Annotated in this window: 18 protein-coding genes; 11 read left to right on the top strand and 7 right to left on the bottom strand. The window is 70.7% G+C overall.

Annotated elements, in window-relative coordinates; translation table 11 throughout:
- Nucleotides 1-20 precede the first annotated feature (20 nt).
- Together CLU95_RS12950 and CLU95_RS12945 are read left to right on the top strand one after the other, a co-directional pair.
- Entirely contained in the window at nt 21-929 is a 909-nt protein-coding gene (locus CLU95_RS12950; RefSeq protein WP_099793655.1) for a LysR substrate-binding domain-containing protein, read from the top strand.
- Nucleotides 930-986: 57 nt separating this feature from the next.
- A complete protein-coding gene (locus tag CLU95_RS12945) occupies nt 987-2,036 on the top strand; it encodes an ABC transporter substrate-binding protein (RefSeq protein WP_099793653.1) in 1,050 nt (349 codons plus the stop codon).
- A 34-nt stretch (nt 2,037-2,070) separates the two neighbouring features.
- Here the strand turns inward: CLU95_RS12945 and CLU95_RS12940 are convergent, their stop codons facing one another.
- Nucleotides 2,071-2,571 (bottom strand): DUF3761 domain-containing protein, encoded by a 501-nt coding sequence (locus tag CLU95_RS12940; protein WP_099793652.1) that lies wholly within the window; start codon nt 2,569-2,571, stop codon nt 2,071-2,073.
- Nucleotides 2,572-2,795: 224 nt separating this feature from the next.
- On the opposite strand from CLU95_RS12940, the gene htpG reads away from it, so the two are divergent.
- From htpG to CLU95_RS12900, 8 genes are read left to right on the top strand one after another with little or no spacing between them, the layout of a single operon-like run.
- Nucleotides 2,796-4,832, top strand: a complete 2,037-nt coding sequence (gene htpG / locus CLU95_RS12935; RefSeq protein WP_099793650.1) for a molecular chaperone HtpG — start codon at nt 2,796-2,798, stop codon at nt 4,830-4,832.
- A complete protein-coding gene (locus CLU95_RS12930) occupies nt 4,829-5,383 on the top strand; it encodes a hypothetical protein (RefSeq protein ID WP_099793648.1) in 555 nt (184 codons plus the stop codon). The genes htpG and CLU95_RS12930 overlap by 4 nt, the downstream gene beginning before the upstream one ends.
- Before the next feature lie 58 nt (nt 5,384-5,441).
- On the top strand, nt 5,442-6,788 hold the full coding sequence (locus tag CLU95_RS12925) for an SWIM zinc finger family protein (protein ID WP_099793646.1): 1,347 nt from the start codon (nt 5,442-5,444) through the stop codon (nt 6,786-6,788).
- 55 nt (nt 6,789-6,843) lie between these two features.
- A complete protein-coding gene (locus CLU95_RS12920) occupies nt 6,844-8,412 on the top strand; it encodes a DUF5691 domain-containing protein (protein WP_099793644.1) in 1,569 nt (522 codons plus the stop codon).
- On the top strand, nt 8,409-9,488 hold the full coding sequence (locus CLU95_RS12915; RefSeq protein ID WP_099793642.1) for an AAA family ATPase: 1,080 nt from the start codon (nt 8,409-8,411) through the stop codon (nt 9,486-9,488). Before CLU95_RS12920 ends, CLU95_RS12915 begins: the two co-directional genes overlap by 4 nt.
- Before the next feature lie 13 nt (nt 9,489-9,501).
- A complete protein-coding gene (locus CLU95_RS12910) occupies nt 9,502-11,850 on the top strand; it encodes a DUF5682 family protein (protein ID WP_099793641.1) in 2,349 nt (782 codons plus the stop codon).
- Nucleotides 11,847-13,052 (top strand): VWA domain-containing protein, encoded by a 1,206-nt coding sequence (locus CLU95_RS12905; protein ID WP_099793639.1) that lies wholly within the window; start codon nt 11,847-11,849, stop codon nt 13,050-13,052. Before CLU95_RS12910 ends, CLU95_RS12905 begins: the two co-directional genes overlap by 4 nt.
- Nucleotides 13,049-14,035 (top strand): Bug family tripartite tricarboxylate transporter substrate binding protein, encoded by a 987-nt coding sequence (locus tag CLU95_RS12900; protein WP_257214614.1) that lies wholly within the window; start codon nt 13,049-13,051, stop codon nt 14,033-14,035. The genes CLU95_RS12905 and CLU95_RS12900 overlap by 4 nt, the downstream gene beginning before the upstream one ends.
- A 12-nt stretch (nt 14,036-14,047) precedes the next feature.
- On the opposite strand, the gene CLU95_RS12895 is transcribed toward CLU95_RS12900, so the two are convergent.
- The 4 genes from CLU95_RS12895 to CLU95_RS12880 are packed head-to-tail and all read right to left on the bottom strand — an operon-like array spanning nt 14,048 to nt 18,406.
- Complete coding sequence (locus CLU95_RS12895) at nt 14,048-15,199, bottom strand: CaiB/BaiF CoA transferase family protein (RefSeq protein WP_099793637.1); 1,152 nt, start codon at nt 15,197-15,199, stop codon at nt 14,048-14,050.
- Complete coding sequence (locus tag CLU95_RS12890; protein WP_373668829.1) at nt 15,196-15,639, bottom strand: PaaI family thioesterase; 444 nt, start codon at nt 15,637-15,639, stop codon at nt 15,196-15,198. Before CLU95_RS12890 ends, CLU95_RS12895 begins: the two co-directional genes overlap by 4 nt.
- Nucleotides 15,640-15,665: 26 nt before the next feature.
- Nucleotides 15,666-16,664: a Bug family tripartite tricarboxylate transporter substrate binding protein gene (locus CLU95_RS12885; protein ID WP_099793634.1), complete on the bottom strand. Its 999-nt coding sequence runs from the start codon at nt 16,662-16,664 to the stop codon at nt 15,666-15,668.
- Between the two features lie 32 nt (nt 16,665-16,696).
- The gene (locus tag CLU95_RS12880; RefSeq protein WP_099793632.1) at nt 16,697-18,406 is read right to left on the bottom strand and encodes an acyl-CoA dehydrogenase family protein; all 1,710 of its coding nucleotides are present in this window, start codon (nt 18,404-18,406) and stop codon (nt 16,697-16,699) included.
- A gap of 90 nt (nt 18,407-18,496) precedes the next feature.
- Between CLU95_RS12880 and CLU95_RS12875 the strand changes: the two genes are divergently transcribed.
- Nucleotides 18,497-19,393, top strand: a complete 897-nt coding sequence (locus CLU95_RS12875) for a LysR family transcriptional regulator (RefSeq protein ID WP_099793630.1) — start codon at nt 18,497-18,499, stop codon at nt 19,391-19,393.
- Here the strand turns inward: CLU95_RS12875 and CLU95_RS12870 are convergent, their stop codons facing one another.
- Both CLU95_RS12870 and CLU95_RS12865 read right to left on the bottom strand, forming a co-directional pair.
- Nucleotides 19,394-20,437, bottom strand: coding sequence for a serine/threonine protein kinase (locus CLU95_RS12870; RefSeq protein ID WP_099793629.1), 1,044 nt, complete (start codon nt 20,435-20,437; stop codon nt 19,394-19,396).
- Nucleotides 20,438-20,470: 33 nt separating this feature from the next.
- Complete coding sequence (locus CLU95_RS12865) at nt 20,471-21,589, bottom strand: DUF2855 family protein (RefSeq protein ID WP_180288593.1); 1,119 nt, start codon at nt 21,587-21,589, stop codon at nt 20,471-20,473.
- Nucleotides 21,590-21,685 lie beyond the last annotated feature (96 nt).

The raw sequence follows: 21,685 nt of genomic DNA, 5'->3' as shown, positions 1-21,685 counted from the left end.
ATGGTGCTTGAAAGTATCCAATGAGCCAACGCCTGCAAGGCATCGAAGAGTTCGTCGCGGCGGTGGAGGCGGGCAGCTTTGCGCTCGCCGCGCAGCGCCTGCACGTCACCCGTTCGGCCGTCGCCAAGAGCATCGCGCGGCTCGAGGCGCGGCTGGACACGCGCCTGTTCCTGCGCACCACGCGCAGCCAGAGCCTCACCGAGGAAGGCCACGGCTACTACGAGCGCTGCCGCCGCGCGCTGGCCGAGCTGGACGCGGCCGAGGCGCTCACCGACGCCGCGCGCCACACGGCCGCCGGCCTCGTGCGCCTGAGCATGCCGGCGATGCTGGGGCGGCTCAAGGTCGGGCCGCTGCTGCTGGCCCTGGCGCGCCAGCATCCACAGCTGTCGCTGGAGCTGGCCTTCAACGACCGGCGCGTCGACCTCGTCGAAGAGGGGCTCGACCTGGCGATTCGCAGCGGCGAGCTCGACGACAGCGCCGGCCTCGTGGCGCGGCCCGTCGGCGTGCAGTGGATGCTGCTGTGCGCCGCGCCCGCGTACCTGGCCGAGCGCGGTCATCCGCGCAATCTGCGCGCGCTGGTCGCGCCGCACGAGGCTGTGTACTACGCCCGCGACGGGCAGGTCTCGCCCTGGCGCTTTCACGAAGGCGGCACGGTGGTGGAGACCGCGCTGCCGTCGCGGCTGCGCTGCGACAGCGCCGAGGTGCTGCTCGAGGCCGCCCTCGGCGGCATGGGCCTGGCGCGGCTGCCGGCCTGGCTGGCGGCCGACGCGCTCGCGGCCGGCACGCTGGTGCGCGTGTTCGACGAGCCGGTGCCGTTCGGCTTTCCGCTGCACGTGATCCGCACGCCGAGCCGCTACCTGCCGCTGAAGACGCGCGTGGTGATCGACTGGCTGGTGGCGCATCTGCCGCCGCTGCTGGCGACACGCTGAGCCCATCCACGCAGACGGGCGCTATCCTGCGCTTTCAAACAACGAGGAGACCTGCGCATGCCTTCATTCGCCCCGCCACACACCGTGAGTGCCCTGGCCACCGCCTGCCTGGGCGCGGTGCTCCTGCTCGGGGCGCCGCTGGCCGCCGCGCAGGGCACCGTCAACGCGCTGTGCAGCACCGACGTGGGCTGGTGCGAGGCGGCCGCCACGGCCTTCACGCGCGAGACCGGCATCAAGGTGCAGCAGGCCCACAAGGGCACCGGCGAAATCGGTGCGCAGCTGCGCGCCGAAGCCGCCAACCCCAAGACCGACCTCTGGTGGGGCGGCACCGGCGACCCGTTCCTGCAGGCCGCCGAGCAGGGCCTGCTCGAGCCCTACCGCCCGGCCTACATCAACGACCTGCACGACTGGTCGGTGCGCCAGTACGCCATGTCGCAGAACATGGTGGGCGGCTTCTACACGAGCGCCATGGGCTTCGGCTTCAACACCGACCTGCTGAAGAAAAAGAAGCTCGCCGAGCCCAAGTGCTGGGCCGACCTCATCAAGCCCGAGTACAAGGGCGAGATCGAAATCTCGCACCCCGCCACCAGCGGCACGGCCTACACCGTCATCGCGGGCCTGGTGCAGCAGATGGGCGAGGAACCCGCGTTCGACTACCTGAAGAAGCTGCACAGGAACGTCACCAGCTACACGCGCAGCGGCCAGGCGCAGGCGCCCAACGTGGCCAAGGGCGAGGTGGCGATCGGCGTGAGCTTCATCTTCGGCTTCGAGCGCTGGCGGCACGACAAATTTCCGGTGAAGACCGCCGCGCCCTGCGAAGGCACGGGCTTCGAGATCGGCGGCATCGCGCTCGTGAAAGGCGCGCGCAACAAGGAGAACGCCAAGCGCTACTACGACTGGCTCATGAGCCCCGCGGGCCAGTCCATCGGCGCCAAGGCCGGCAGCCTGCAGTCGCCGGCCAACAAGACCTTCAAGCCCGATGCGCGCATTCCGTCGATGGAGAGCGTGAAGCTCATCAAGTACGACTTCGAGAAGTACGGCAAGGCGGCCGAGCGCAAGCGGCTCATCGACCGCTGGACGCGCGAGGTCGAGTTGCAGCCCCGGTAGCCCGTCGCCGGACTCCGGGCGGAACGGGCGTGCCTTACGCGCAGGTCTTGTTGTGCGAGGCGTGCATGCCCTTGGCCTTGGCATCGGCCTCCGTCAGGTACTCGCCCTTCTTGGTCTTGCCGTAGTAGCGGTCGCCCATGCAGTGGTAGACCTTGGTCTGGTCGTTGGCCCAGACCTTGCCGGCGCCACCACCGGGTGCGGCTGCCATCTTCGCGGGATCAGGCGCGCCGGGCGCCTTGGTCGCGGCACCCGCGGTCGGGGCCGGTGTCGCCGCAGCGGCGGGCGTGGACGCAGCCGCAGGCGTGGCGGCGGGTGCGGGTGCCGCAGCGGCCTTGGCCTCCTTGCCGTACCAGGTCTGGATGCCCTTGTGGCCGCGGCAGGCGCCCGACTTCGTGTCCGGCGAGGCATAGCTGCCGTCCTTGCACTGCACCGTGGTGCCCGCCGGGGCTTCGGCCGGCACTTGCGCCTGGGCCGACAGAGCGGTGAAGGCCAGGCCTGCGCAGGCCAGGAACAAGGCATTGAAATTTTTCGTCATGAGAATCCCTTCGGGGGCAGGTGGTAAGGCGGCCGAGCTTCCGCGTCCGATCCCAGCAGCACCTGACTTGCGGTGCCATCGGGGGCCGCGGCGTGAACTGCGCCACGGATGGGGAAGAATGCTGCTTTCCCGTGCCCGGCCGGCCGCTCGCAAAGCGGTCGATCCGGGTGTGCCGCCGAGGCGACCCGGCTTAGAATTTTTCGGCTCCGATATCCTTCTTTCCCATGGCTGATTCCTCCAATACCAAACTCCCGTTCCAGGCTGAAGTCGCGCAACTGCTGCACCTCGTCACGCATGCGCTGTACTCCAACAAGGAAATCTTCCTGCGCGAGCTGATCTCGAACGCGTCCGACGCGTGCGACAAGCTGCGCTTCGAGGCGCTCGACCACCCCGAGCTCTACGAAGACCAGCCCGAGCTCGACGTGCGCCTGTCGTTCGACAAGGCCGCGCGCACCCTCACCATCACCGACAAGGGCATCGGCCTGTCGCGCCAGGAAGCCATCGACAACCTCGGCACCATCGCCAAGAGTGGTACCAAAGACTTCATGAGCCGCCTGAGCGGCGACCAGAAGGCCGACGCACAGCTCATCGGCCAGTTCGGCGTGGGCTTCTACTCGGGCTTCATCGTGGCCGACAAGATCAGCGTCGAGTCGCGCCGCGCGGGCCTGCCCGCCGACCAGGGCGTGCGCTGGGTGAGCGGCGGCGCCGGCGACTTCGAGGTGGCCGACATCACGCGCGCCGCGCGCGGCACGAGCATCACGCTGCACCTGCGCGACGACGCCGACGAGTACCTCAACGCCTGGAAGCTCAAGCAGATCGTCGGCAAATATTCCGACCACATCTCCCTGCCCATCCTGATGGAAAAGGAAGAGTGGAAGGAAGGCGAGAACGACCAGCCCGGCGACATGGTGAAGACCGGTGAGTGGGAAACGGTGAACAAGGCCAACGCCCTGTGGAGCCGTCCCAAGAAGGAGATCAGCGCCGAGCAGTACGAAGAGTTTTACAAGAGCATCAGCCACGACTTCGAAGCGCCGCTGGCCTGGAGCCACAACCGCGTCGAAGGCAGCACCGAGTACACGCAGCTCTTGTACATCCCGGCCAAGGCCCCGTTCGACCTGTGGAACCGCGACAAGAGCGCGGGCGTCAAGCTGTACGTCAAGCGCGTCTTCATCATGGACGACGCCGAGGCGCTGCTGCCCAACTACCTGCGCTTCGTGAAGGGCGTGATCGACTCGGCCGACCTGCCGCTCAATGTGAGCCGCGAGCTGCTGCAGGAAAGCCGCGACGTGAAGGCCATCCGCGAAGGCAGCACCAAGCGCGTGCTGTCGATGCTCGAAGACCTGGCCAGGAAGCAGAAGACCGCGCCCGACAGCAACGAAGGCAAGACCGACGTGGGCTCGGGCGAGTCGGTGCCGGCCCCCGAGCCGACCGAAGGCGTGACGGACGTGGTCGACAAGAACACGCCCACCGCCGCTGAAACGGCCGCCGCAGCCGCCGACGACTCGGGCAAGTTCGCCAAGTTCTACGCCGAGTTCGGCGCGGTGCTGAAAGAAGGCCTGGGCGAGGACATGGGCAATCGCGACCGCATCGCCAAGCTGCTGCGCTTTGCCTCCACCACGAGCGACGTCGCGAGCGTGAGCTTCGCCGACTACAAGGCGCGCATGAAGGACGGCCAGGACGCCATCTACTACATCACGGCCGACAACCTCGCCGCCGCCAAGAACAGCCCGCAGCTCGAAGTCTTCAAGAAGAAGGGCATCGAGGTGCTGCTCATGACCGACCGTGTCGACGAGTGGGCGCTGAACTACCTCAACGAGTTCGACGGCACGCCGCTGCAGAGCGTGGCCAAGGGCGCGGTCGACCTGGGCAAGCTGCAGGACGAGTCCGAGAAGAAGGCCGCGGAAGAAGCCGCCGAGTCGTTCAAGCCGCTGCTCGAGAAGCTGAAAGAGGCGCTCAAGGACAAGGCCGAAGACGTGCGCGTGACCACGCGCCTGGTCGACTCGCCCGCCTGCCTCGTGGTGGAAGACGGCGGCATGAGCACGCAGCTCGCGCGCATGCTCAAGCAGGCCGGCCAGCCCGCGCCCGACCTGAAGCCCGTGCTCGAAGTCAACGCCGAGCACCCGCTGGTGAAGAAGCTCGAAGGCTCCGCGCATTTCGACGACCTCGCGAACATCCTGTTCGACCAGGCGCTGCTGGCCGAAGGCGGCCTGCCGGCCGACCCGGCCGCTTACGTGAGGCGCGTCAACGCGCTGCTGGTGTGAACGCCCGGCCGCGCATCGTTCGTCGCGCAGCGGCTGCCACTTCGGCGCTGCTGCTGTTGCTTCTGGTGGGCGGCTGTTCGCACTATCACATCGGCATTCCGCTGGTGCCCGGGCTCTCGCTCGGGCTCGGTGCCACGAAGGACGGCAATTTTTCCGTCGGCCTGAACACCGGCTGGGGCCCGCTCGGCGCGGGCGTGTCCCTGCACGACAACGGCGCCGTCACCGGCTCGGCCGGTGTCGGCGTGGGGGTCGGCATCGGACCGGTCGGCACCGGCGTGGGCGTCGGCAAGACCGTGGTGCTGCACAACCCGTACGAGACGACGCCAGCAGCTCCCGGCCAGGCGACGCCTGGCGTGGTGGTGCCTGTTGCGGCAGCGGGCACCCCGCCCGTCACCGTCACCAAGGCCGGCGTCACGCGGCCGATGTCGCCGTCGCCACCGATCGCCGCCGCACCCGTGCCGGCGGCACGCGTGTCCTACCGCGCCCCTGCCGCGACCACTGCGGTCGTGGCCGGCGAAGCAGGCACGCCCGGCAACCCCATCGCGCCCTGATGGTCGCGCCCCTCCCACCCCTGACCGCGCCGCGGCCCGGCGCGAGGCTGCCCTTTCCATGAGTCTCAGTACCGAAGCCGTCCTTGCGCTTGCGCCGGACGACGCCTCCGCGAAGGCCGCCAAAGGCCTGCTCGCGCCCGCCAAGTGGCCCACGCTCGCGCACTCCGACGACGCCGTCTGGGGCGAATGCCAGGGCAGCGGCAGCAAGCCCTACCAGACGCAGGTCGACCTGTCGGGGCCCGTGTTCCGCTGCTCCTGCCCGAGCCGCAAGTTCCCCTGCAAGCACGGCCTGGCGCTGATGCTGCTGCGCGCGCAGAGCGAAGCCAGCTTCACCGCCGGCGTGCCGCCGCCGTGGGTGGCCGACTGGCTCGCCTCGCGCCGCGACAAGGCCGAGAAGAAAGAAGCCCGCGCCGCCGAACCCGCCGCCGCGCCCGATCCCGCTGCCGCCGCCAAGCGCGACGCGCAGCGCTGGAAGCGCATCGAGGCCGGCGTGCAGGAACTCGCGCGCTGGCTCGACGACCAGACCCAGCGCGGCCTGGCCGCACTCGGCAGCGAGCAGGCCGAAGGTTGGGCCGCCATGGCCGCGCGCATGGTCGATGCGCAGGCGCCGGGGCTCGGCCAGCGCATCACGCAGGCGGCCGAGCTGATCGGTGCCGGCGACGGCTGGCCCGCGCGCCTGCTCGACCGGCTGGGCCGGCTGCAACTGATCGTCGATGCGGTGCCGCGCCGCGACAGCCTGTCGCCCGCCACGCGCGCCGACCTGCGCGCCGCCCTCGGCTGGCCGCAGGACCGCGAGGCGCTGCTCGCCGACGGCGAGCGCGTGAACGACCACTGGCTCGTGCTGGGCCAGTGCCTCGACGAGCGCGACACCAAGCTCGTCGAGCGCCATGTGTGGCTGCAGGGCCGCGCGAGCGGACGCCGCGCGCTGCTGCTCGACTACTCGCACGGCGGACGCGGCTTCGAGACCGGCTGGGTCAGCGGCAGCGAACGCGCGGCCATGCTGTGCTTCTATCCCGGCCACGCCTCGCAGCGCGCGGTGGTGGCCGAGCTGCCGGCCGAGGCCGCGTCGACCGCCGCACCTTTTGCAGCCAATGACGAAACCGGTGAATGGCAACGCATGGCGCAGCAGATCGCGGCCAACCCGTGGCAGCCGCTGCTGCCCCTGGTGTGGGCCGATGCCGTGCCCGCGCGGCACGGCGACCAGTGGTGGCTGCGCCTGGGCGCCGCGTCGCAGGCCCTGCCGATGCAACTGGCCGCAGCGGAAGCCTGGCAGCTGCTGGCGCATTCGGGCGGTGCGCCGCTGCGCGTCTTCGGCGAATGGGACGGCGAGCAGTTCGCGCCACTTACCGCGTGGGCGGCTGAGGGTGGAACACCCGTCTGGACCTTGAGCGGAGCGCGGACATGAGCCGCCGGGCCGCTCCCAAGGCGAATACCGAAGTGCGAAGCACGAAGGCAATCGAATGAGCCACTGGAACACCTTGCTGCAGACGGCCCTTGTCGGTACCGCACGCCAACCCGTGCCAGCCGCCGACGGCATGGCCGGCGATTTCGGCGCGCTGCTTCAAGCGCTGCAACAACCTACCGACACCGCGCAGGGCCTGCTGCTGCGCGTCGCGGGCGCCGTGGCCGTGGGCCGCCGCGCGGGCTTCGTCGCGCCGGGCCTGCCGGCCGACGACGCACCGCCTGCCGCCAACGATCCCTCTCCCGCGCTCGGCGACCCCGCCTTGCTCGCCGTGATCGCCGATGCACTCGCTGCCGGCCCGCAGCGCCTGCAGCACGAGGTGCTGGCCGTGCTCTCGACCGCTGGCTGGCGCCTGCCACCCAGCCTGCTGCCCGCCGCACTCGATGCCGGCCGCCGCGACACCGCGCTGCGGCCCGCCGTCGTTCTCGCGCTCGGCGAGCGCGGGCGCTGGCTGGCCGCGCGCAACGACGACTGGCGCTACGCCGTCGGCGCCAGCGCGCAGGCCGACACGCAGACCCGCTGGGACGAAGGCAGCATCGACCAGCGCCGTGCCGTGCTGGCCGAGCAACGCCGCGACGACCCGGCCGGCGCGCGCGAACGCCTCGCCGCCGAACTGCCGCAACTGCCCGCCAAGGAGCGCGCCGTGCTGATCGGCGCATTGGCCGAGAACCTCGGGCCCGACGACGAAGCGCTGCTGGAAGCCCAGCTGAAAGACCGCGCACGCGACGTGCGCCAGACCGTGGTCGAGCTGCTGCAGCGCCTGCCGGCCAGCGCGCACGTGCGGCGTGTCGAAGCCTTCCTTGCGCCGTTGCTCTCATCGCAAGGCACGGTGTGGCAACTGAACGCCCCCGAGTCCGCCGACCCGCGCTGGAAGGACGACGCCATCGACGCCGCGCGCCCCACGCACGACAGCCTCGGCGCGCGCGCGTGGTGGCTCTACCAGCTCGTGCGCCAGATGCCGCTCGCTTGGTGGACCGCACGCACCGGCCTGACGCCCGCTGCATTGCTCGACTGGGCCGCCACCGGCGATTGGCACGACGCGCTGCTGCGCGCCTGGAACGAGGCCGTGCTGGCCGCGCCCGACTTCGGCTGGTGCGACGCGCTGCTCGACCGCCCGCGCGGTCACCGCGGCGGCGTGGGTCCGCTGCTCGCGCTGTTGCCGCGCGAACGCCGCGAGCGCCATTGGGCGACCCAACTCGGCGATGCCGGCGAAGGCGTGCAGGACGTCGTCGCGTTTGCCGACCAGGCCTGCGCGCCCGGCGACACGCCCTCGGCCGCACTGTCACTGCGCATCGCGCAGGCGCTGCGCACGCGCGTCGAGCGCGGCGACCTCGTCAACGACTACGTGCTGCGCCAGGTGCTCGGCACCGCCGCCGCGCTGCTGCACCTCGATGCGCTGGCGCTGCTGGCCGACCTGCCGCGCGCGGCCGAGGAAAGCCCCGGCCTCGCCAACGCACTGGCCGACACCGCGCGCATCGTGCGCGCACGCCGGCTGGTCGCCACGCTTTCTTCGTCTTCTTCCTCTTCCTCTTCCTCACTTTCAACCTCTTCCCAAGGCCGTCCATGAGCAATGTCCTGCGCCAGCATGCCGAACAGCAATTCGCCGAAGAACTCGACGCGCTCCAGAAGGTCGACGACCGCCAGCGCCCGGCCAACTGGAAGCTCTCGCCCTGGGCCGTGCTCACCTACCTGATGGGCGGCAAGCTGGCCAGCGGCTTCGAGGTCAGCCCCAAGTACATCGGCAGTTCGCGCCTGATGGAAATCGCCGTGTCCACGCTCGCCACCGACCGCGCGCTGCTGCTGTACGGCGTGCCGGGCACCGCGAAGTCGTGGGTGTCGGAGCACCTGGCCGCCGCCGTGAGCGGTGACTCCACCATGCTGATCCAGGGCACCGCCGGCACCAGCGAAGAACAGCTGCGCTACGGCTGGAACTACGCCGAGCTGTTGGCCCACGGCCCGTCCGAAAAGGCGCTGGTGCCGAGCCCGCTCGTGAACGCCATGCGCCTGGGCAAGATCGCGCGCGTCGAAGAACTCACGCGCATCCCGGCCGACGTGCAAGATTCGCTGATCACCGTGCTGTCGGAAAAGACGCTGCCCGTGCCCGAGCTCGGCACCGAGGTGCAGGCCACGCGCGGCTTCTCGGTCATTGCCACGGCCAACAACCGCGACAAGGGCGTGAACGAACTGTCGAGCGCGCTCAAGCGCCGCTTCAACACCGTGGTGCTGCCCGTGCCGTCGAGCGAGGCCGAGGAAGTGCAGATCGTCGTCAAGCGCGTGTCCGAGCTGGGCCGTGCGCTCGCGCTGCCGGCCGAGCCGCCCGCGCTGCAGGAAGTGCGCCGCGTGGTGCAGATCTTCCGCGAGCTGCGCAACGGCCAGACCGAAGACGGCAAGACGCGCATCAAGTCGCCCACTTCCACGCTCTCGACCGCCGAGGCCATCTCGGTCATCAACAGCGGCATGGCGCTGGCAGGCCATTTCGGCGACGGCGTGCTGCGCTCGGCCGACGTGGCCTCGGGCCTGATCGGCGCCGTCATCAAGGACCCGGTGCAAGACCAGGTGGTGTGGAAGGAATACCTCGAAACCGTGGTGAAGGAACGGGCCGACTGGAAGGACCTCTACCGCGCCTGCCGCGAACAACTCTGACGCGAGCCAGCGCATGAGCACGAGCGCGGCGCCTTCGCCGCTGCACTACTTCGGCATCCGCCACCACGGCCCCGGCTGTGCGCGCAGCCTGCTGCGCGCCTTCGAGTCGCTGCAGCCCGACTGCATCCTCGTCGAGGGCCCGCCCGAGGCCGAGCCGCTGCTGTCCTTTCTCGCGCATGCCGACCTGCAACCGCCGGTCGCGGTGCTGATCCATGCGAGCGAAGACACCGGCCTGGCCGCGTTCTATCCCTTCGCCACCTTCTCGCCCGAATGGCAGGCGCTGCAGTGGGGCGCCGCGCGCGGTGTGCCCACGCGCTTCATCGACCTGCCGCAGGCGCACCGCATGGCGATCGAGCAGGCCGCGCGCGCGGCCGACGAGGCCAAGGCCGCAGAGCCTGTCGACACGCCACTCGGCGATGACGAGACCGACACGGTGCCCGTCGCCGAAACCGTCGAAGCCCCCGAGGAAGAACAGGCCACGCACACGCTGCCCGACGACCCCTTCGACTGGCTCGCCCACGCCGCCGGCTATGCCGACGGCGAGAGCTGGTGGAACCACATGGTCGAGGAACGCGGCGACGGCGAAGACCTGTTCGGCGCCATCGCCGAAGCCATGACCGCCGTGCGCGCCGAAACGCCCGAAGACCGGCGCGGCGTGCGCGCGATGGAACGCGAGCAGCGGCGCGAAGCCTTCATGCGGCAATCGATCCGCGAGGCCGTGAAGGCCGGCCACCAGCGCATCGCCGTCGTCTGCGGTGCCTGGCACGTGCCCGCGCTGCAGGGCGCGGCCACCGCCAAGGCCGATGCGGCGCTGCTCAAGGGCCTGCCCAAGCTCAAGGTGCTCGCGACCTGGGTGCCGTGGACCTACCGCCACCTCACGAGTGCCAGCGGCTACGGCGCCGGCATCGATTCGCCGGGCTGGTACGAGCACCTGTGGCAGCAGGGGCACGAGGTGGCGGGGCGCAGCACCGGCTGGCTCGCACGCGTTGCGCGCTTGCTGCGCGAGCACGATCTCGACTGTTCTTCCGCTCACCTCATCGAAGCCACGCGCCTGGCCGACACGCTCGCCGCATTGCGCGAGCGCCCCGCGCCCGGCCTGCCCGAACTCGACGAGGCCGTGCGCAGCGTGATCTGCATGGGCGAGCAGGCGCCGCTCACGCTCATCCGCGAACGCCTCACGGTCGGCGACCGCATGGGCCAGGTGCCGGCCGACGTGCCCACCGTGCCGCTGCAGCGTGACCTCGAACAGGCGCAGAAAAGCCTGCGCCTCAAGCCCGAGGCCACCGCGAAGACGCTCGACCTCGACCTGCGCCAGCCCAACGACCTGGCGCGCAGCCACCTGCTGCACCGCCTGCGCCTGCTCGATCTGCCGTGGGGCGAGGTCACGGCCGGCCAGCGCGCGAGCCGCGGCACCTTCCACGAGGTGTGGCAGCTGCAGTGGCAGCCCGAGTTCGCGCTGCGCGTCATCGAGGCCAGCCGCTTCGGCGCCACCGTGGCGCACGCCGCGAGCGCGCGCGTGATGGAAGGGCTCGCGGCCGAGACCTCGCTCACCGCACTCGCCGAGCAGGTCGACACCGTGCTGCTGGCCGATCTGCCCGTGGCCGTGCAGGCCGTGACCCGCGCGCTCGAAGACCGCGCCGCGCTCACCGGCGACGCCGTGCAGCTCATCGGCGCCGTGCCGCCGCTGGCCAATGTGTTCCGCTACGGCAGCGTGCGCCAGACCGACAGCGCGCTGCTTTCGCACGTGCTCGACAGCCTCATCGTGCGCGGCGCCATCGGCCTGCCGATTGCGTGCGGAGCGCTCGACGCCGAAGCCGCCGAGTCGCTGCGCACCCGCCTCATCGGCGCGCACGACGCGGTGCGCCTGCGCGACGGCGAAGAAACCACCACCGCCTGGCGCAACGCGCTGCGATCCATCGCCTTCGGCGAAACCGGCGCGCCGCTGCTGCGCGGCGTGAGCTGCCGGCTGCTGCTCGACGACGCGCAGATCGACAGCGACGGCGCTTCGCAACAGCTGGCACGCAACCTCTCGGCCGGCGCACCGCCGACCGACGCGGCGGCATGGCTCGAAGGCTTTCTCAACCGCAACGCGATGGTGCTGCTGCACGACGATGCCGTGTGGTCGCTGGTCGACGGCTGGCTCGCGGGGCTCGGCGAAGACCATTTCGTGCAGGTGCTGCCGCTGGTGCGGCGCAGCTTCGCGGACTTCTCGGGCGCCGACCGGCGCGCGCTCGGCGAGCGCGCCAAGCGCGGCGCGGTCGGAGGCACCTTGCCGTCCGCCGTTGCCGCCGCCGACTGGGACGAATCACGCGCGGTGCTCGCGCTGCCGCTGCTGCGGGAACTGCTGGGAGTGAAGGCATGAGTTCGAACCCGATGGAAGAAGAAACCCTGCCGCCCGCCGACCGCCTGCAACGCTGGCGCCTCGTGCTCGGCAGCGAAGCCAACGCCAGCTGCGGCGCCATCGAAGGCCGCGTGCGCGAGATCGACCAGGCGCTGGCCGCGCTCTACGAAGCCGACGGCCGGCGCGGCCTCGGCCAGGGCGGGCAGCGCGGTGGCCGCGGCGATTCGGCGCCCAGCGTGGCACGCTGGCTCGGCGACATCCGCAAGTACTTTCCGAGCCAGGTGGTGCAGGTCATGCAGCGCGACGCGATGGAGCGGCTCAACCTGCGCCAGATGCTGCTGCAGCCCGAGATGCTGGAGAACGCGCAGCCCGATGTGCACCTGGTGGCCAACCTCATCGCGCTGGCGAGCGTGATCCCGGCCGGCACCAAGGACACCGCGCGCGCCGTGGTGCGCAAGGTGGTCGACGAACTCATGAAGAAGCTCGAGGAGCCGATGCGCAGCGCCGTGAGCGGCGCGCTCAACCGCAGCCAGCGCAACCGCCGCCCGCGCCATTCGGAGATCGACTGGCACCGCACCATCCGCGCCAACCTGCGCCACTGGCAGCCCGAGTACCGCACCGTGGTGCCGCAGACGCTGATCGGCTACGGCCGCAAGGCGCGCCAGCCGCAGCGCGAAGTGATTTTGTGCATCGACCAGAGCGGCTCCATGGCCGCGTCGGTCGTCTATTCGAGCATCTTCGGCGCCGTGATGGCGAGCCTGCCGGCGGTGTCGACCAAGCTCGTGGTGTTCGACACCGCCGTGGTCGACATGACCGAGCAGCTGCAAGACCCGGTCGACCTGCTGTTCGGCGTGCAGCTGGGCGGCGGCACCGACATCAACGGCGCCGTGGGCTATTGCCAGACGCTGGTGCGCGAGCCGCGCAACACCATCCTGATCCTGATCTCCGACCTGTACGAAGGCGGAGTGGAAGACGGCCTGCTGCGCCGCGCCCACCAGCTGGTGGAGGCCGGCGTGCAGTTCATCGCGCTGCTGGCGCTCAGCGACGAGGGCGCGCCCTCGTACGACCGCGACCTGGCCGCCAAGCTCGCGGCGCTGGGCGTGCCTTCGTTCGCCTGCACGCCCGATGCGTTCCCCGGCCTCATGGCCGCGGCCATCAAGCGCGAAGACGTGTCGACCTGGGCCGCGGGGCAGGGCCTGAAGACCAGTCGGGCCGCCCCGTGACGCCGCGCCCGCCGGACCTGACACGGCGGCGGCTGGCCGCGCTGCTGGGTCTGGTGGCGGGCACGGCCTGGGCGCAGCCCTCCGACGACACGGCGCGGCCGATCCGCTGGATCGTGCCGTTCCCGACGGGCGCGATTGCCGACGTCGTCGCGCGCGCGATCGGCGCCCAGCTCGCCATCGACACGGGCCAGCCGGTGCAGATCGAGAACCGCCCCGGCGGCAACACCGCGCTCGCCGCCCTCGAGGCCGCGCGCGCACCGGCCGACGGCCACACGGTGCTGTCGGCCGACAACGGCATGTGGGTGCTCAACCCGGCGCTGTACCGCACCCTGAGCTACAGCCCGTCGCGCGATTTCACGCCCGTCACGCAGCTGGTGCGGCTGCCGATGGTGCTGCTGGTCGGACCGGCCAGCGGCGTGCGCGACGCGCGTGCCTTCATCGACGACGCGCGCGCCTTTCCGGGCCGCTTCAGTTTTGCGTCGGCCGGCAACGGCAGCCCGCAGCACCTCGCGATGGAACTGCTGGCGCGCGAGGCGGGGCTGGAGATGGTGCATGTGCCGTACCGCAGCGCCGGGCCGGCGCTGGTCGAGGTGGCGGGCGGCCAGTTGCCGTTCGCGATGGGCGAGCTCGCCACGGCGCGCCGTTTCATCCAGGGCGGCCGGCTGCGCGCGCTCGCGGTGGCGAACCCCGCGCGCCTGGCGCAACTGCCGGGCGTGCCGACCTTCGCGGAGCTGGGCCTGCCGAAGGTCGAGGCCGCGATCTTCCACGGCCTCGTGGCGCCCGCGGGCACGCCGCCCGAGGTGGTGGCGCGGCTGCAGCGCGCGGTGGCCAGCGCCCTGCACAACCCGGCGGTGCAGCGCCGCTTGGCCGAGGCGGGTGTCGAGCCGGTGGGCGGCACGCCGGCCGAATTCGAAACCCTGCTGGCGCGCGAGTCGGCGCGCTGGCATCCGCTGATCCGCGCGCTCAAGCTCTCGCTCGACTGAGCGCGCTGCAGATCAGCGCGCAGCTGTGTCGTCGTCGCTCGGCAGGAAGGCGTCGCCCGGCGTCAGCGGCGCGTGGCGGTAGCTGGCCGGCGTGCGGCTGAGCTTCACCGGCGCGCCGATGCCGCGATAGCCGCCCTCCATCTCCACCACCATCTCGCGGTGCAGCGTGTGCGGGTGCTGCAGCGCCGCCGCCACCGGCAGCACGGGCGCGGCGGGCACGCCGGCAGCCATCAGCTGGTCGACCAGCGTGCGGCCGTCGAAGGCGGCGAGTGCGGCTTCGAGCTGCTGCTTGAGGCCGTCGCGGTTCACCGAGCGCGCGCCGGCGGTGCGGTACAGCGGGTCGTCGGACAGCGCAGGCAGGCCGATGCAGCGGCAGAAGCTCGCGAACTGGCGGTCGTTGCCCACGGCCACGAAGATCGGGTCGGTGCCGGTGGCGAGTGCGTCGTAGGGATAGATGTTGGGGTGCGCGTTGCCGGTGCGGCGCGGTGCCGTGCCGTCCATGAACCAGTTGGCCGCGTGCGGGTGCAGCAGCGAGAGGCCGCTGTCGTACAGCGCCGCTTCCACGAACTGGCCGCGTCCGCTGCGGTGGCGCTCCTGCAGCGCGAGCAGCACGCCGATGACGGCGTTGAGCCCGGTCACCATGTCGACCACCGGCAGGCCCACGCGCAGCGGGCCGCCGTCGGCCTCGCCGTTGATGCTCATGATGCCGGTCATGGCCTGCACGGCGGCGTCGTAGCCCGGCAGCGCGCCCAGCGGGCCGTCGGCGCCGAAGCCCGACACGCGGCACCACACGAGGCGCGGAAAGCGCTGCGACAGCGCCTCGTAGCCGATGCCCCAGCGCTCCATCGTGCCGGTCTTGAAGTTCTCGATCAGCACGTCGGCCTCGGCCACCAGCGCGAGCAGCGCCTCGCGGCCTTCCTCGGTCGAGAAGTCCAGGTGCTGCACGCGCTTGTTGCGGTTCAGCCCGTGGTAGTACGAGGCCACGCCTTCCTTGAACGGCGGGCCCCAGGTGCGCGTGTCGTCGCCCTGTGGCGGCTCGACCTTGAGCACGTCGGCGCCGTGGTCGCCGAGGATCTGGCCGCAGTACGGGCCGCCGAGGATGCGCGAGATGTCGAGCACGCGGATGCCCGCGAGGGCGCCGGTCGAAGAAGGGGCGGTGGTCATGGGGTGGACTCGGAAGAAGAGGGAGCGGTGCGCGGCACCAGCTTGAAGGTGCCGGTGGCCATGGCGAGCAGTTCGCCGTCGGCGTTGCGTGCCTCGCCGCGTGCGAAGCACATCGCGCGGCCGCGTCGCTCGCACACGGCGGTGGCGATCACGTCGCCGGCGCAGGGCGCGGTGTAGTGCACCGTGATGTCGATGGTGACCACGCCGAAGGCCGTGGGCGCGTGCGAGCGCACGGCGCTGGCGAGCGCGCAGTCGAACAGCACGGCGATCGCGCCGCCGTGCACGTCGCCGCGGCTGTTGGCGTGGTCGGCGTTGTAGGGCATGCGCACGCGTGAGCGCTCGTCGCCGATGGCCTCGCCGCGCAGCGCGAAGCTGCGCGCCATCGGCATGGGCAGGCCGAACAGCAGGCCCGGTGGCTCAGCGGTAAAGGCGGGGCTCATGTCCGACATGGGGCGTGCCTGCGCGCTCAGTCGAGCTGCGCACCCGACTTCTTCACCACGTCCTTCCACTTGGCCGTTTCGCCGGCGATGAATTGCGCGAGCTTCTGCGGCGAGGTGTCGGCGCTGGCTTCGAGGCCTTGCGCCGCGAACATCTGCTTGACCTTCGGCGAGTTCAGCACTTCGGCGAACGCGTGATTGAGCTTGGCCACGCGGTCGGGCGGCGTGCCGGCCGGCGCGACGATGCCGAAGAACACGCTCACGTCGTAAGGCGTGTGCAGTTGTTCGGTGACGGTCGGCACTTCGGGCAGCGCCTGCGAGCGCGCCGAGGTGGTCACGCCGAGTGCACGCAGCTTGTCGGCCTTGACGTAGGGCAGCGCGGTGAGGATGTCGGTGAAGGTCATGCTGACCTGGTTGCCCAGCAGGTCGTTGAGCGCCGGGCCCGTGCCCTTGTAGGGCACGTGCAGCAGGTCGGTGGCGGCCACCGAGTTGAACAGCACGCCCGCCAGGTGCGACGACGCGCCGTTGCCCGACGAGGCATAGCTGAGCTTGCCCGGGTAGGCCTTGGCGTAGGCGACCAGCTCGGTCACGTTCTTCACCGGCAGGGCCGGGTTCACCACCAGGATGTTCGGCAGGTAGCCGACCTGGATCACGGGCGCGAAGCTCTTGGTCGGGTCGTAGCTGATCTTGCGGTACAGGCTGACGTTGATGGCCAGCGGGCCCGAGGTGCCGAACAGCAGCGTGTGGCCGTCGGCCTCGGCGCGCGCGACGTAGTCGGCACCGATGTTGCCGCCCGCGCCCGCGCGGTTCTCCACGATCATGGGCTGGCCGAGCTTGTCGCGCAGCCCGGCGGCGAGCGTGCGCGCCATCGCGTCGGTCGGGCCACCGGGCGGGAAGGGCACGACCAGCGTCATCGGCTTGGACGGGAAGGCACCGGGCTGGGCGTGTGCGGCGGGCGTCGCCGCGAGCAGCAGGGCAGCGCAGGCGGTGGCCGCTGCGCTGAGAAAGTGGCTGAGGGGGTGTCGCATGGGTTCTTGTCTCCGTTGTTCTCGAAAAGGGGTCAGGCGGCCGTGCGGACCCGCGCGGCGTGCCAGTCGGCAGGCAGCGCATCGGGTGCCAGCGGATCGCGCGGCAGCACGCGGTGCAGCAGCACCAGCTGGGCCCAGCGCAGGCGCGCGGCGGAGCCGCCGGCCGAGGCTTCCCAGGCCATCGCGGCGGCACTCGTGCAGTGGTACAGGGCCGATGCGGCCTGGCGTGCGAGCACGTCGCCGCCTTCGCGCGCGGCGGTCTCGGCCAGGGCGCAGGCGCGTGCCATCGTGTCGCGCAGTGCGGTGGCAAAGGCCGGCGTGAGTTCGGTGGCGTCGGCGATGAGCTTGTCGACGTGCGTGCGCAGCACGGGCAGCGAGCCTTCGCGCTTCACGGCGCGGATCACGTCGAGCGCGACGATGTTGCTGGTGCCTTCCCAGATCGAGCCCAGGTGCGCGTCGCGCACGATGCGTGGGTCGCTCCATTCTTCGATGTAGCCGCAGCCGCCGCGCACTTCCATCGCGTCGCCCGTGACCTGGCGCGCATCGCGGCAGGCGCGGAACTTGATGAGCGGCGTGAGGATGCGCAGCAGCGCATACGCATCGGGCTCGCCGGCGTCGGAGCGCGCCAGCGCCTGCGCGGTCTGGCAGACCATGGTGCGGGCCTGTTCGGACGGCACGCGCAGCTTGTCGAGCTGGCGCTGCATCAGCGGCATCTGCTCGAGCGCGCGGCCGAAGGCGCGGCGCTCGGAGGCGATGTACTCGGCCTCGGCCACCGCGCGGCGCATCAGGCCGGCGGAGCGCACGCCGTTCGACAAGCGCGAGTTGTTGACCATGTCGGCCATCTGCTGGAAGCCGCGGCCTTCCTCGCCCACGAGGTAGGCCACCGCGCCTTCGAGGCGGATCTCGCCGCTGGCCATCGAGCGCGTGCCCAGCTTGTCCTTGAGGCGGATGATGCGGTAGTGGTTGAGGCTGCCGTCGTCGAGTTCGCGCGGCAGCAGGAACAGCGACACGCCCTTCATGCCCGCGGGCGCGTCGTCGGCGCGTGCCAGCACCATCGCAAAGCCGGCGTCGGGGTTGGAGCAGAACCACTTGTCGCCGGCCAGGCGCCAGCTGCCGTCGGCCTGGCGCTGCGCGGTCGTGGCGGTGGCGGCGATGTCGGAGCCGGCGGCCTGCTCGGTCATGAACATCGCGCCCTGCGCGAGCTCGTCGAAGTCGAGCGAGGTCAGGCGCGGCAGGTACTTGGCGACCAGCTCGGGTGTGCCGAACTTCTTCAGCGTGCGCGTGAGCGAATCGGTCATCGAGACCGGGCAGCACAGGCCGAACTCGGCCTGCACGAAGAGGTAGGTCAGCACGTACTTGACCAGCGGCGGCATCTTGCCTTGCCAGCCCAGCGTCTCGTCGCGGTGCGAGATGGCGGCCAGGCCGAATTCGCTGAGCGCCAGGCGCTCCATCTCGACATAGGCCGGGTGCTTGATGACCTTCTGCTCGTCGACGCCGGTGCGCGTGCGCTGCTTCAGCGTGGGCGGGTTGCGGTCGGCGGTGCCGGCCAGGTCGTCCAGCAGGCCGCCCGCCAGGCCGCCCAGGCGCTCGAAGTGCGGGCGCATGTGCGTGCGCAGGGCCTCGGGCAGGTACAGCGCGAGCAGCGTGTGCAGCTCGGTGTCGGTGGTGAAGAGGTTCTGGCCGTGGCGATCGGGGATCGGGTGCGCGGCGGCTGTGGCAGCGGAAGCAGCGGGTGTGGGCATGCGGGCGTCTCCTGGTTCGCCGCATTGTTGAGTTGGCAACGATCCGTGTCTAATATTGATTTGGTCTTGTACGATTTGATTTGACTATTCATGGAACTGCGGCACCTGCGCTACTTCTCCGTGCTCGCCGAAGAGCTGCACTTCGGGCGCGCCGCGCGGCGGCTGGCCATTTCGCAGCCGCCGCTGTCGGTGGCGATCCGCCAGCTCGAAGACTCGGTGGGCGCGCGCCTGTTCGAGCGCAACAGCAAGGAGGTGCGGCTCACGCCCGCGGGCGAGGCGCTGCGCGTGTCGGCGCGGCGCGTGCTGCTGCAGGCCGAAGAGGCCGCCATGGAAGCGCGCGACGTGGCCACCGGCTCGGCGGGCCGGCTGCGCATCGGCTTCGTCGGCGCCATGCTCTACCGCGGCCTGCCGCCGGCGCTGCGCGCGTTCCAGGCGCGGCATCCGGCGGTGCGCATCACGCTGAGCGAACTCAACTCCGGCGTGCAGATTGCCGAGCTGCTGCACGACCGGCTCGACCTGGGCTTCGTCCACACCAGCCGCATGCCGGCGGAGCTGCAGCACCGGCTGCTGCTGTCGGAGCCCTTCGTGGCCTGCCTGCCCGCGGGCCATGCGCTGGCGCGCAAGCGCGTGCTGGCGCCGGCCGACCTGCGCGCGCAGCCCTTCGTGCTGTTCTCGCGCGAGGCCTCACCCGATTACCACGAGCGCATCCTTTCGATCTGCGCCGACGCGGGCTTTTCGCCCGAGGTGCGCCACGAGGTGCGGCACTGGCTGGCCGTGGTGTCGCTGGTGTCGCAAGGCATGGGCGTGGCGCTGGTGCCGCAGGCGATGCGGCACTCGGCGCTGCGCGGTGCGGTGTTCCGCCCGCTCGACCGCGCCGTGGCGCAGTCGGAGGCTTACGGTGTGTGGCGCACCGGGCCGGTCAATGTGCTGGTCGAGCGGCTGCTCGAAGGCGTGGCGCAGAGCCTTGCGGCGGATGCCGCCGAATGATCACGCGTACAGCGGCTCTTCCGCCATCTGCTCGCACTGGTCTTCGAGCACGAGGATCTGCCCCTTCCAGTAGTCGCTGGAGCCGAACCACGGAAAGTTGATCGGGAAGATCGGGTCTTCCCAGCGGCGCGCCAGCCAGGCGCTGTAGTGGATGAGCCGCAGCGTGCGCAGCGGCTCGATGAGTGCCAGCTCGCGGCGGTCGAATTCGCGGAACTGCTCGTAGCCGTCGAGCAGGCCCGACAGCTGCGCCGTGCGCTGTGCGCGGTCGCCCGACAGCAGCATCCACAGGTCTTGAACCGCGAAGCCCGTGCGCGCGTCGTCCAGGTCGACGAAGTGCGGGCCGCCGCCGGGGCGGTCGGTGGGCGTCCACAAGATATTGCCGGGGTGCACGTCGCCGTGCAGGCGCAGTTTGCGCGGCTTGAAGTCGGAGGCCGGCGGCTGCAGCGCCAGGGCCGTTGCGCGGACCATGTCCAGCGCCTCGTTGCAGGTCTTTTCCCATTCGCGCTGCATGTCGAGCGGGATCTTGTCGTTCTCGAGCAGCCAGTCGCGCGAATCGAGGCCGAAGGTCTGCAGGTCGAGCGCGGGGCGGGCCTCGAAAGGTTTGGCGCTGCCCACGGTGTGGATGCGCGCCAGGAAACGGCCGACCCATTCGAGCACCTCGAAGTTGTCGAGCTCGGGCGCACGGCCGCCGCGGTAGGGGCTCACGCTGAAGGCAAAGCCGGCGTGGTGGTGCAGCGTCTTGCCGTCGAAGACCAGCGGGGGCACGGCCGGCACTTCGCCGGCGGCCAGTTCGAGCGAGAAGGCGTGCTCTTCGAGGATATCGGCCTCGCTCCAGCGGCCGGGGCGGTAGAACTTGAGCACCACCGCCGGATGGGGATTCGGGTCTTCCAGGAACACCTGGTAGACCCGGTTTTCATAGGAGTTCAGGCCGGTGAGCCGGCCATCGCCGTGCAGGCCGAGTGTCGCGAGCGCGTCGAGCACCACGTCAGGCGTGAGGCTCTCGTAAGGATGGGTGTTCGCGGGCGCGACAGAAGAAGGGGTCATGCGGCGATTGTCGCCACACGGGCCCCGTGCCGGTCAGCGAGCGCCCGCTTGTTTGTAAAGCGAAAGGATATGGCCCGTGCGCGGGTCGCCCTTGCCTGCCAGCACCTGCGCGTAGGCGGCCTGCACCGCCTCGCCGCCGAAGTGGTGTTGGGCGTGCAGCCAGGGGTTGTTGGGGTCGGTCACCGTGGACAGGAAGTGGTGCCAGGCGGCCACCATGCGCCGCCCGAACTCGTCGGCGCCCCATTCGGTGGTGCGCTTCTTGATCTGCGCCGGCGCAAAGAACAGCGTGGCGCGCGGGCCGCTCAGGCTCTTGCCCGCGCCCTTGGCGGCGAGCTGCTCCACGTGCGTGCCACCGATCGAGCTGCTGTACTTCAGGTTCGCGAAGCGCTCGTGGATCGCGGTGCGCAGCTCGCCGTTGCCGGCGAAGTCGATGTACACGCAGGGGGTGTCGGCCGCGATGCTGTCCAGGGCGTCGTAGGTCACCACGCGGTCGTAGCAGCCCAGGCTCTGGCAGAAGGCCACGTTGGCGGGCGAGGTCAGCCCGATCACTTCGATGCCTTCGCGCTGGTGCAGCTGGAAGGCCGTGCCGTAGGCCGTCTTGCTCGATGCGCTCGACAGCAGCATGGTGGTGGCGCCGAAGAAATCGTTGTCGGCCATGAAGTCGTCGATGAGCCACGAGGTGATGAACAGCGGGCGCAGCAGCGCCTGCAGGTCTTCGGTGTCGGTGGTGTACAGCGGGTCGGCGTTGCAGCGGAAGTACTGGTTGTAGACCGCGGGCAGTTCGGCGCGGTGCGGCGCTGCGTCGGTGAAGCGCGCGGGCGAGAGCCGGTCGGGGCTGAGCACCGCGCTCGTGGCCATCGGCCAGTAGCCGTAGAGCCTTTCGCCCACGGCCACGCCCGGGTGCAGCGACTGCACCACGCTCGCGAAGCCCCACACCGGGATGCTGCCCCAGCCTTCTTCCTCGGAGGGAAAGAACTGCCAGTAGCTCATCGCATCGCCGAAGGCGGCGTAGGTGATGTTGTTGGAGGTGAGCGCAAAGCTGTCGATGCGCACGCGCACCTGCCCGTCGGCCAGCGGCCGTTCGGTGGTGTCGGTGTGCAGGCGCGCGGTGGCGAGCTGGTCTTTGCGGATCAGGAGGTGGGTGGTGCTCATGGGGTCGATCTCCACGGGTGTGTGTTGAGGACTAGCGGGCGGGACGTGCGGCGACATTAGCCAAGCTTGGTGAAAGGCGCTATCTCGGCGTGCGTT

It is taken from the genome of Variovorax sp. 54, assembly GCF_002754375.1.
Taxonomy (GTDB): Bacteria; Pseudomonadota; Gammaproteobacteria; order Burkholderiales; family Burkholderiaceae_C; genus Variovorax.
Note: the sequence above shows the minus strand (reverse complement) of the source record. Positions and strands in the feature narration are given on the sequence as shown.

Coding starts and splice junctions, on each gene's coding strand:
- CLU95_RS12950 (WP_099793655.1), top strand. CDS start 21: ATGAGCCAACGCCTGCAAGGCATCGAAGAGTTCGTCGCGGCGGTGGAG.
- CLU95_RS12945 (WP_099793653.1), top strand. CDS start 987: ATGCCTTCATTCGCCCCGCCACACACCGTGAGTGCCCTGGCCACCGCC.
- CLU95_RS12940 (WP_099793652.1), bottom strand. CDS start 2,571: ATGACGAAAAATTTCAATGCCTTGTTCCTGGCCTGCGCAGGCCTGGCC.
- htpG (WP_099793650.1), top strand. CDS start 2,796: ATGGCTGATTCCTCCAATACCAAACTCCCGTTCCAGGCTGAAGTCGCG.
- CLU95_RS12925 (WP_099793646.1), top strand. CDS start 5,442: ATGAGTCTCAGTACCGAAGCCGTCCTTGCGCTTGCGCCGGACGACGCC.
- CLU95_RS12920 (WP_099793644.1), top strand. CDS start 6,844: ATGAGCCACTGGAACACCTTGCTGCAGACGGCCCTTGTCGGTACCGCA.
- CLU95_RS12915 (WP_099793642.1), top strand. CDS start 8,409: ATGAGCAATGTCCTGCGCCAGCATGCCGAACAGCAATTCGCCGAAGAA.
- CLU95_RS12910 (WP_099793641.1), top strand. CDS start 9,502: ATGAGCACGAGCGCGGCGCCTTCGCCGCTGCACTACTTCGGCATCCGC.
- CLU95_RS12905 (WP_099793639.1), top strand. CDS start 11,847: ATGAGTTCGAACCCGATGGAAGAAGAAACCCTGCCGCCCGCCGACCGC.
- CLU95_RS12895 (WP_099793637.1), bottom strand. CDS start 15,199: ATGACCACCGCCCCTTCTTCGACCGGCGCCCTCGCGGGCATCCGCGTG.
- CLU95_RS12890 (WP_373668829.1), bottom strand. CDS start 15,639: ATGAGCCCCGCCTTTACCGCTGAGCCACCGGGCCTGCTGTTCGGCCTG.
- CLU95_RS12885 (WP_099793634.1), bottom strand. CDS start 16,664: ATGCGACACCCCCTCAGCCACTTTCTCAGCGCAGCGGCCACCGCCTGC.
- CLU95_RS12880 (WP_099793632.1), bottom strand. CDS start 18,406: ATGCCCACACCCGCTGCTTCCGCTGCCACAGCCGCCGCGCACCCGATC.
- CLU95_RS12875 (WP_099793630.1), top strand. CDS start 18,497: ATGGAACTGCGGCACCTGCGCTACTTCTCCGTGCTCGCCGAAGAGCTG.
- CLU95_RS12870 (WP_099793629.1), bottom strand. CDS start 20,437: ATGACCCCTTCTTCTGTCGCGCCCGCGAACACCCATCCTTACGAGAGC.
- CLU95_RS12865 (WP_180288593.1), bottom strand. CDS start 21,589: ATGAGCACCACCCACCTCCTGATCCGCAAAGACCAGCTCGCCACCGCG.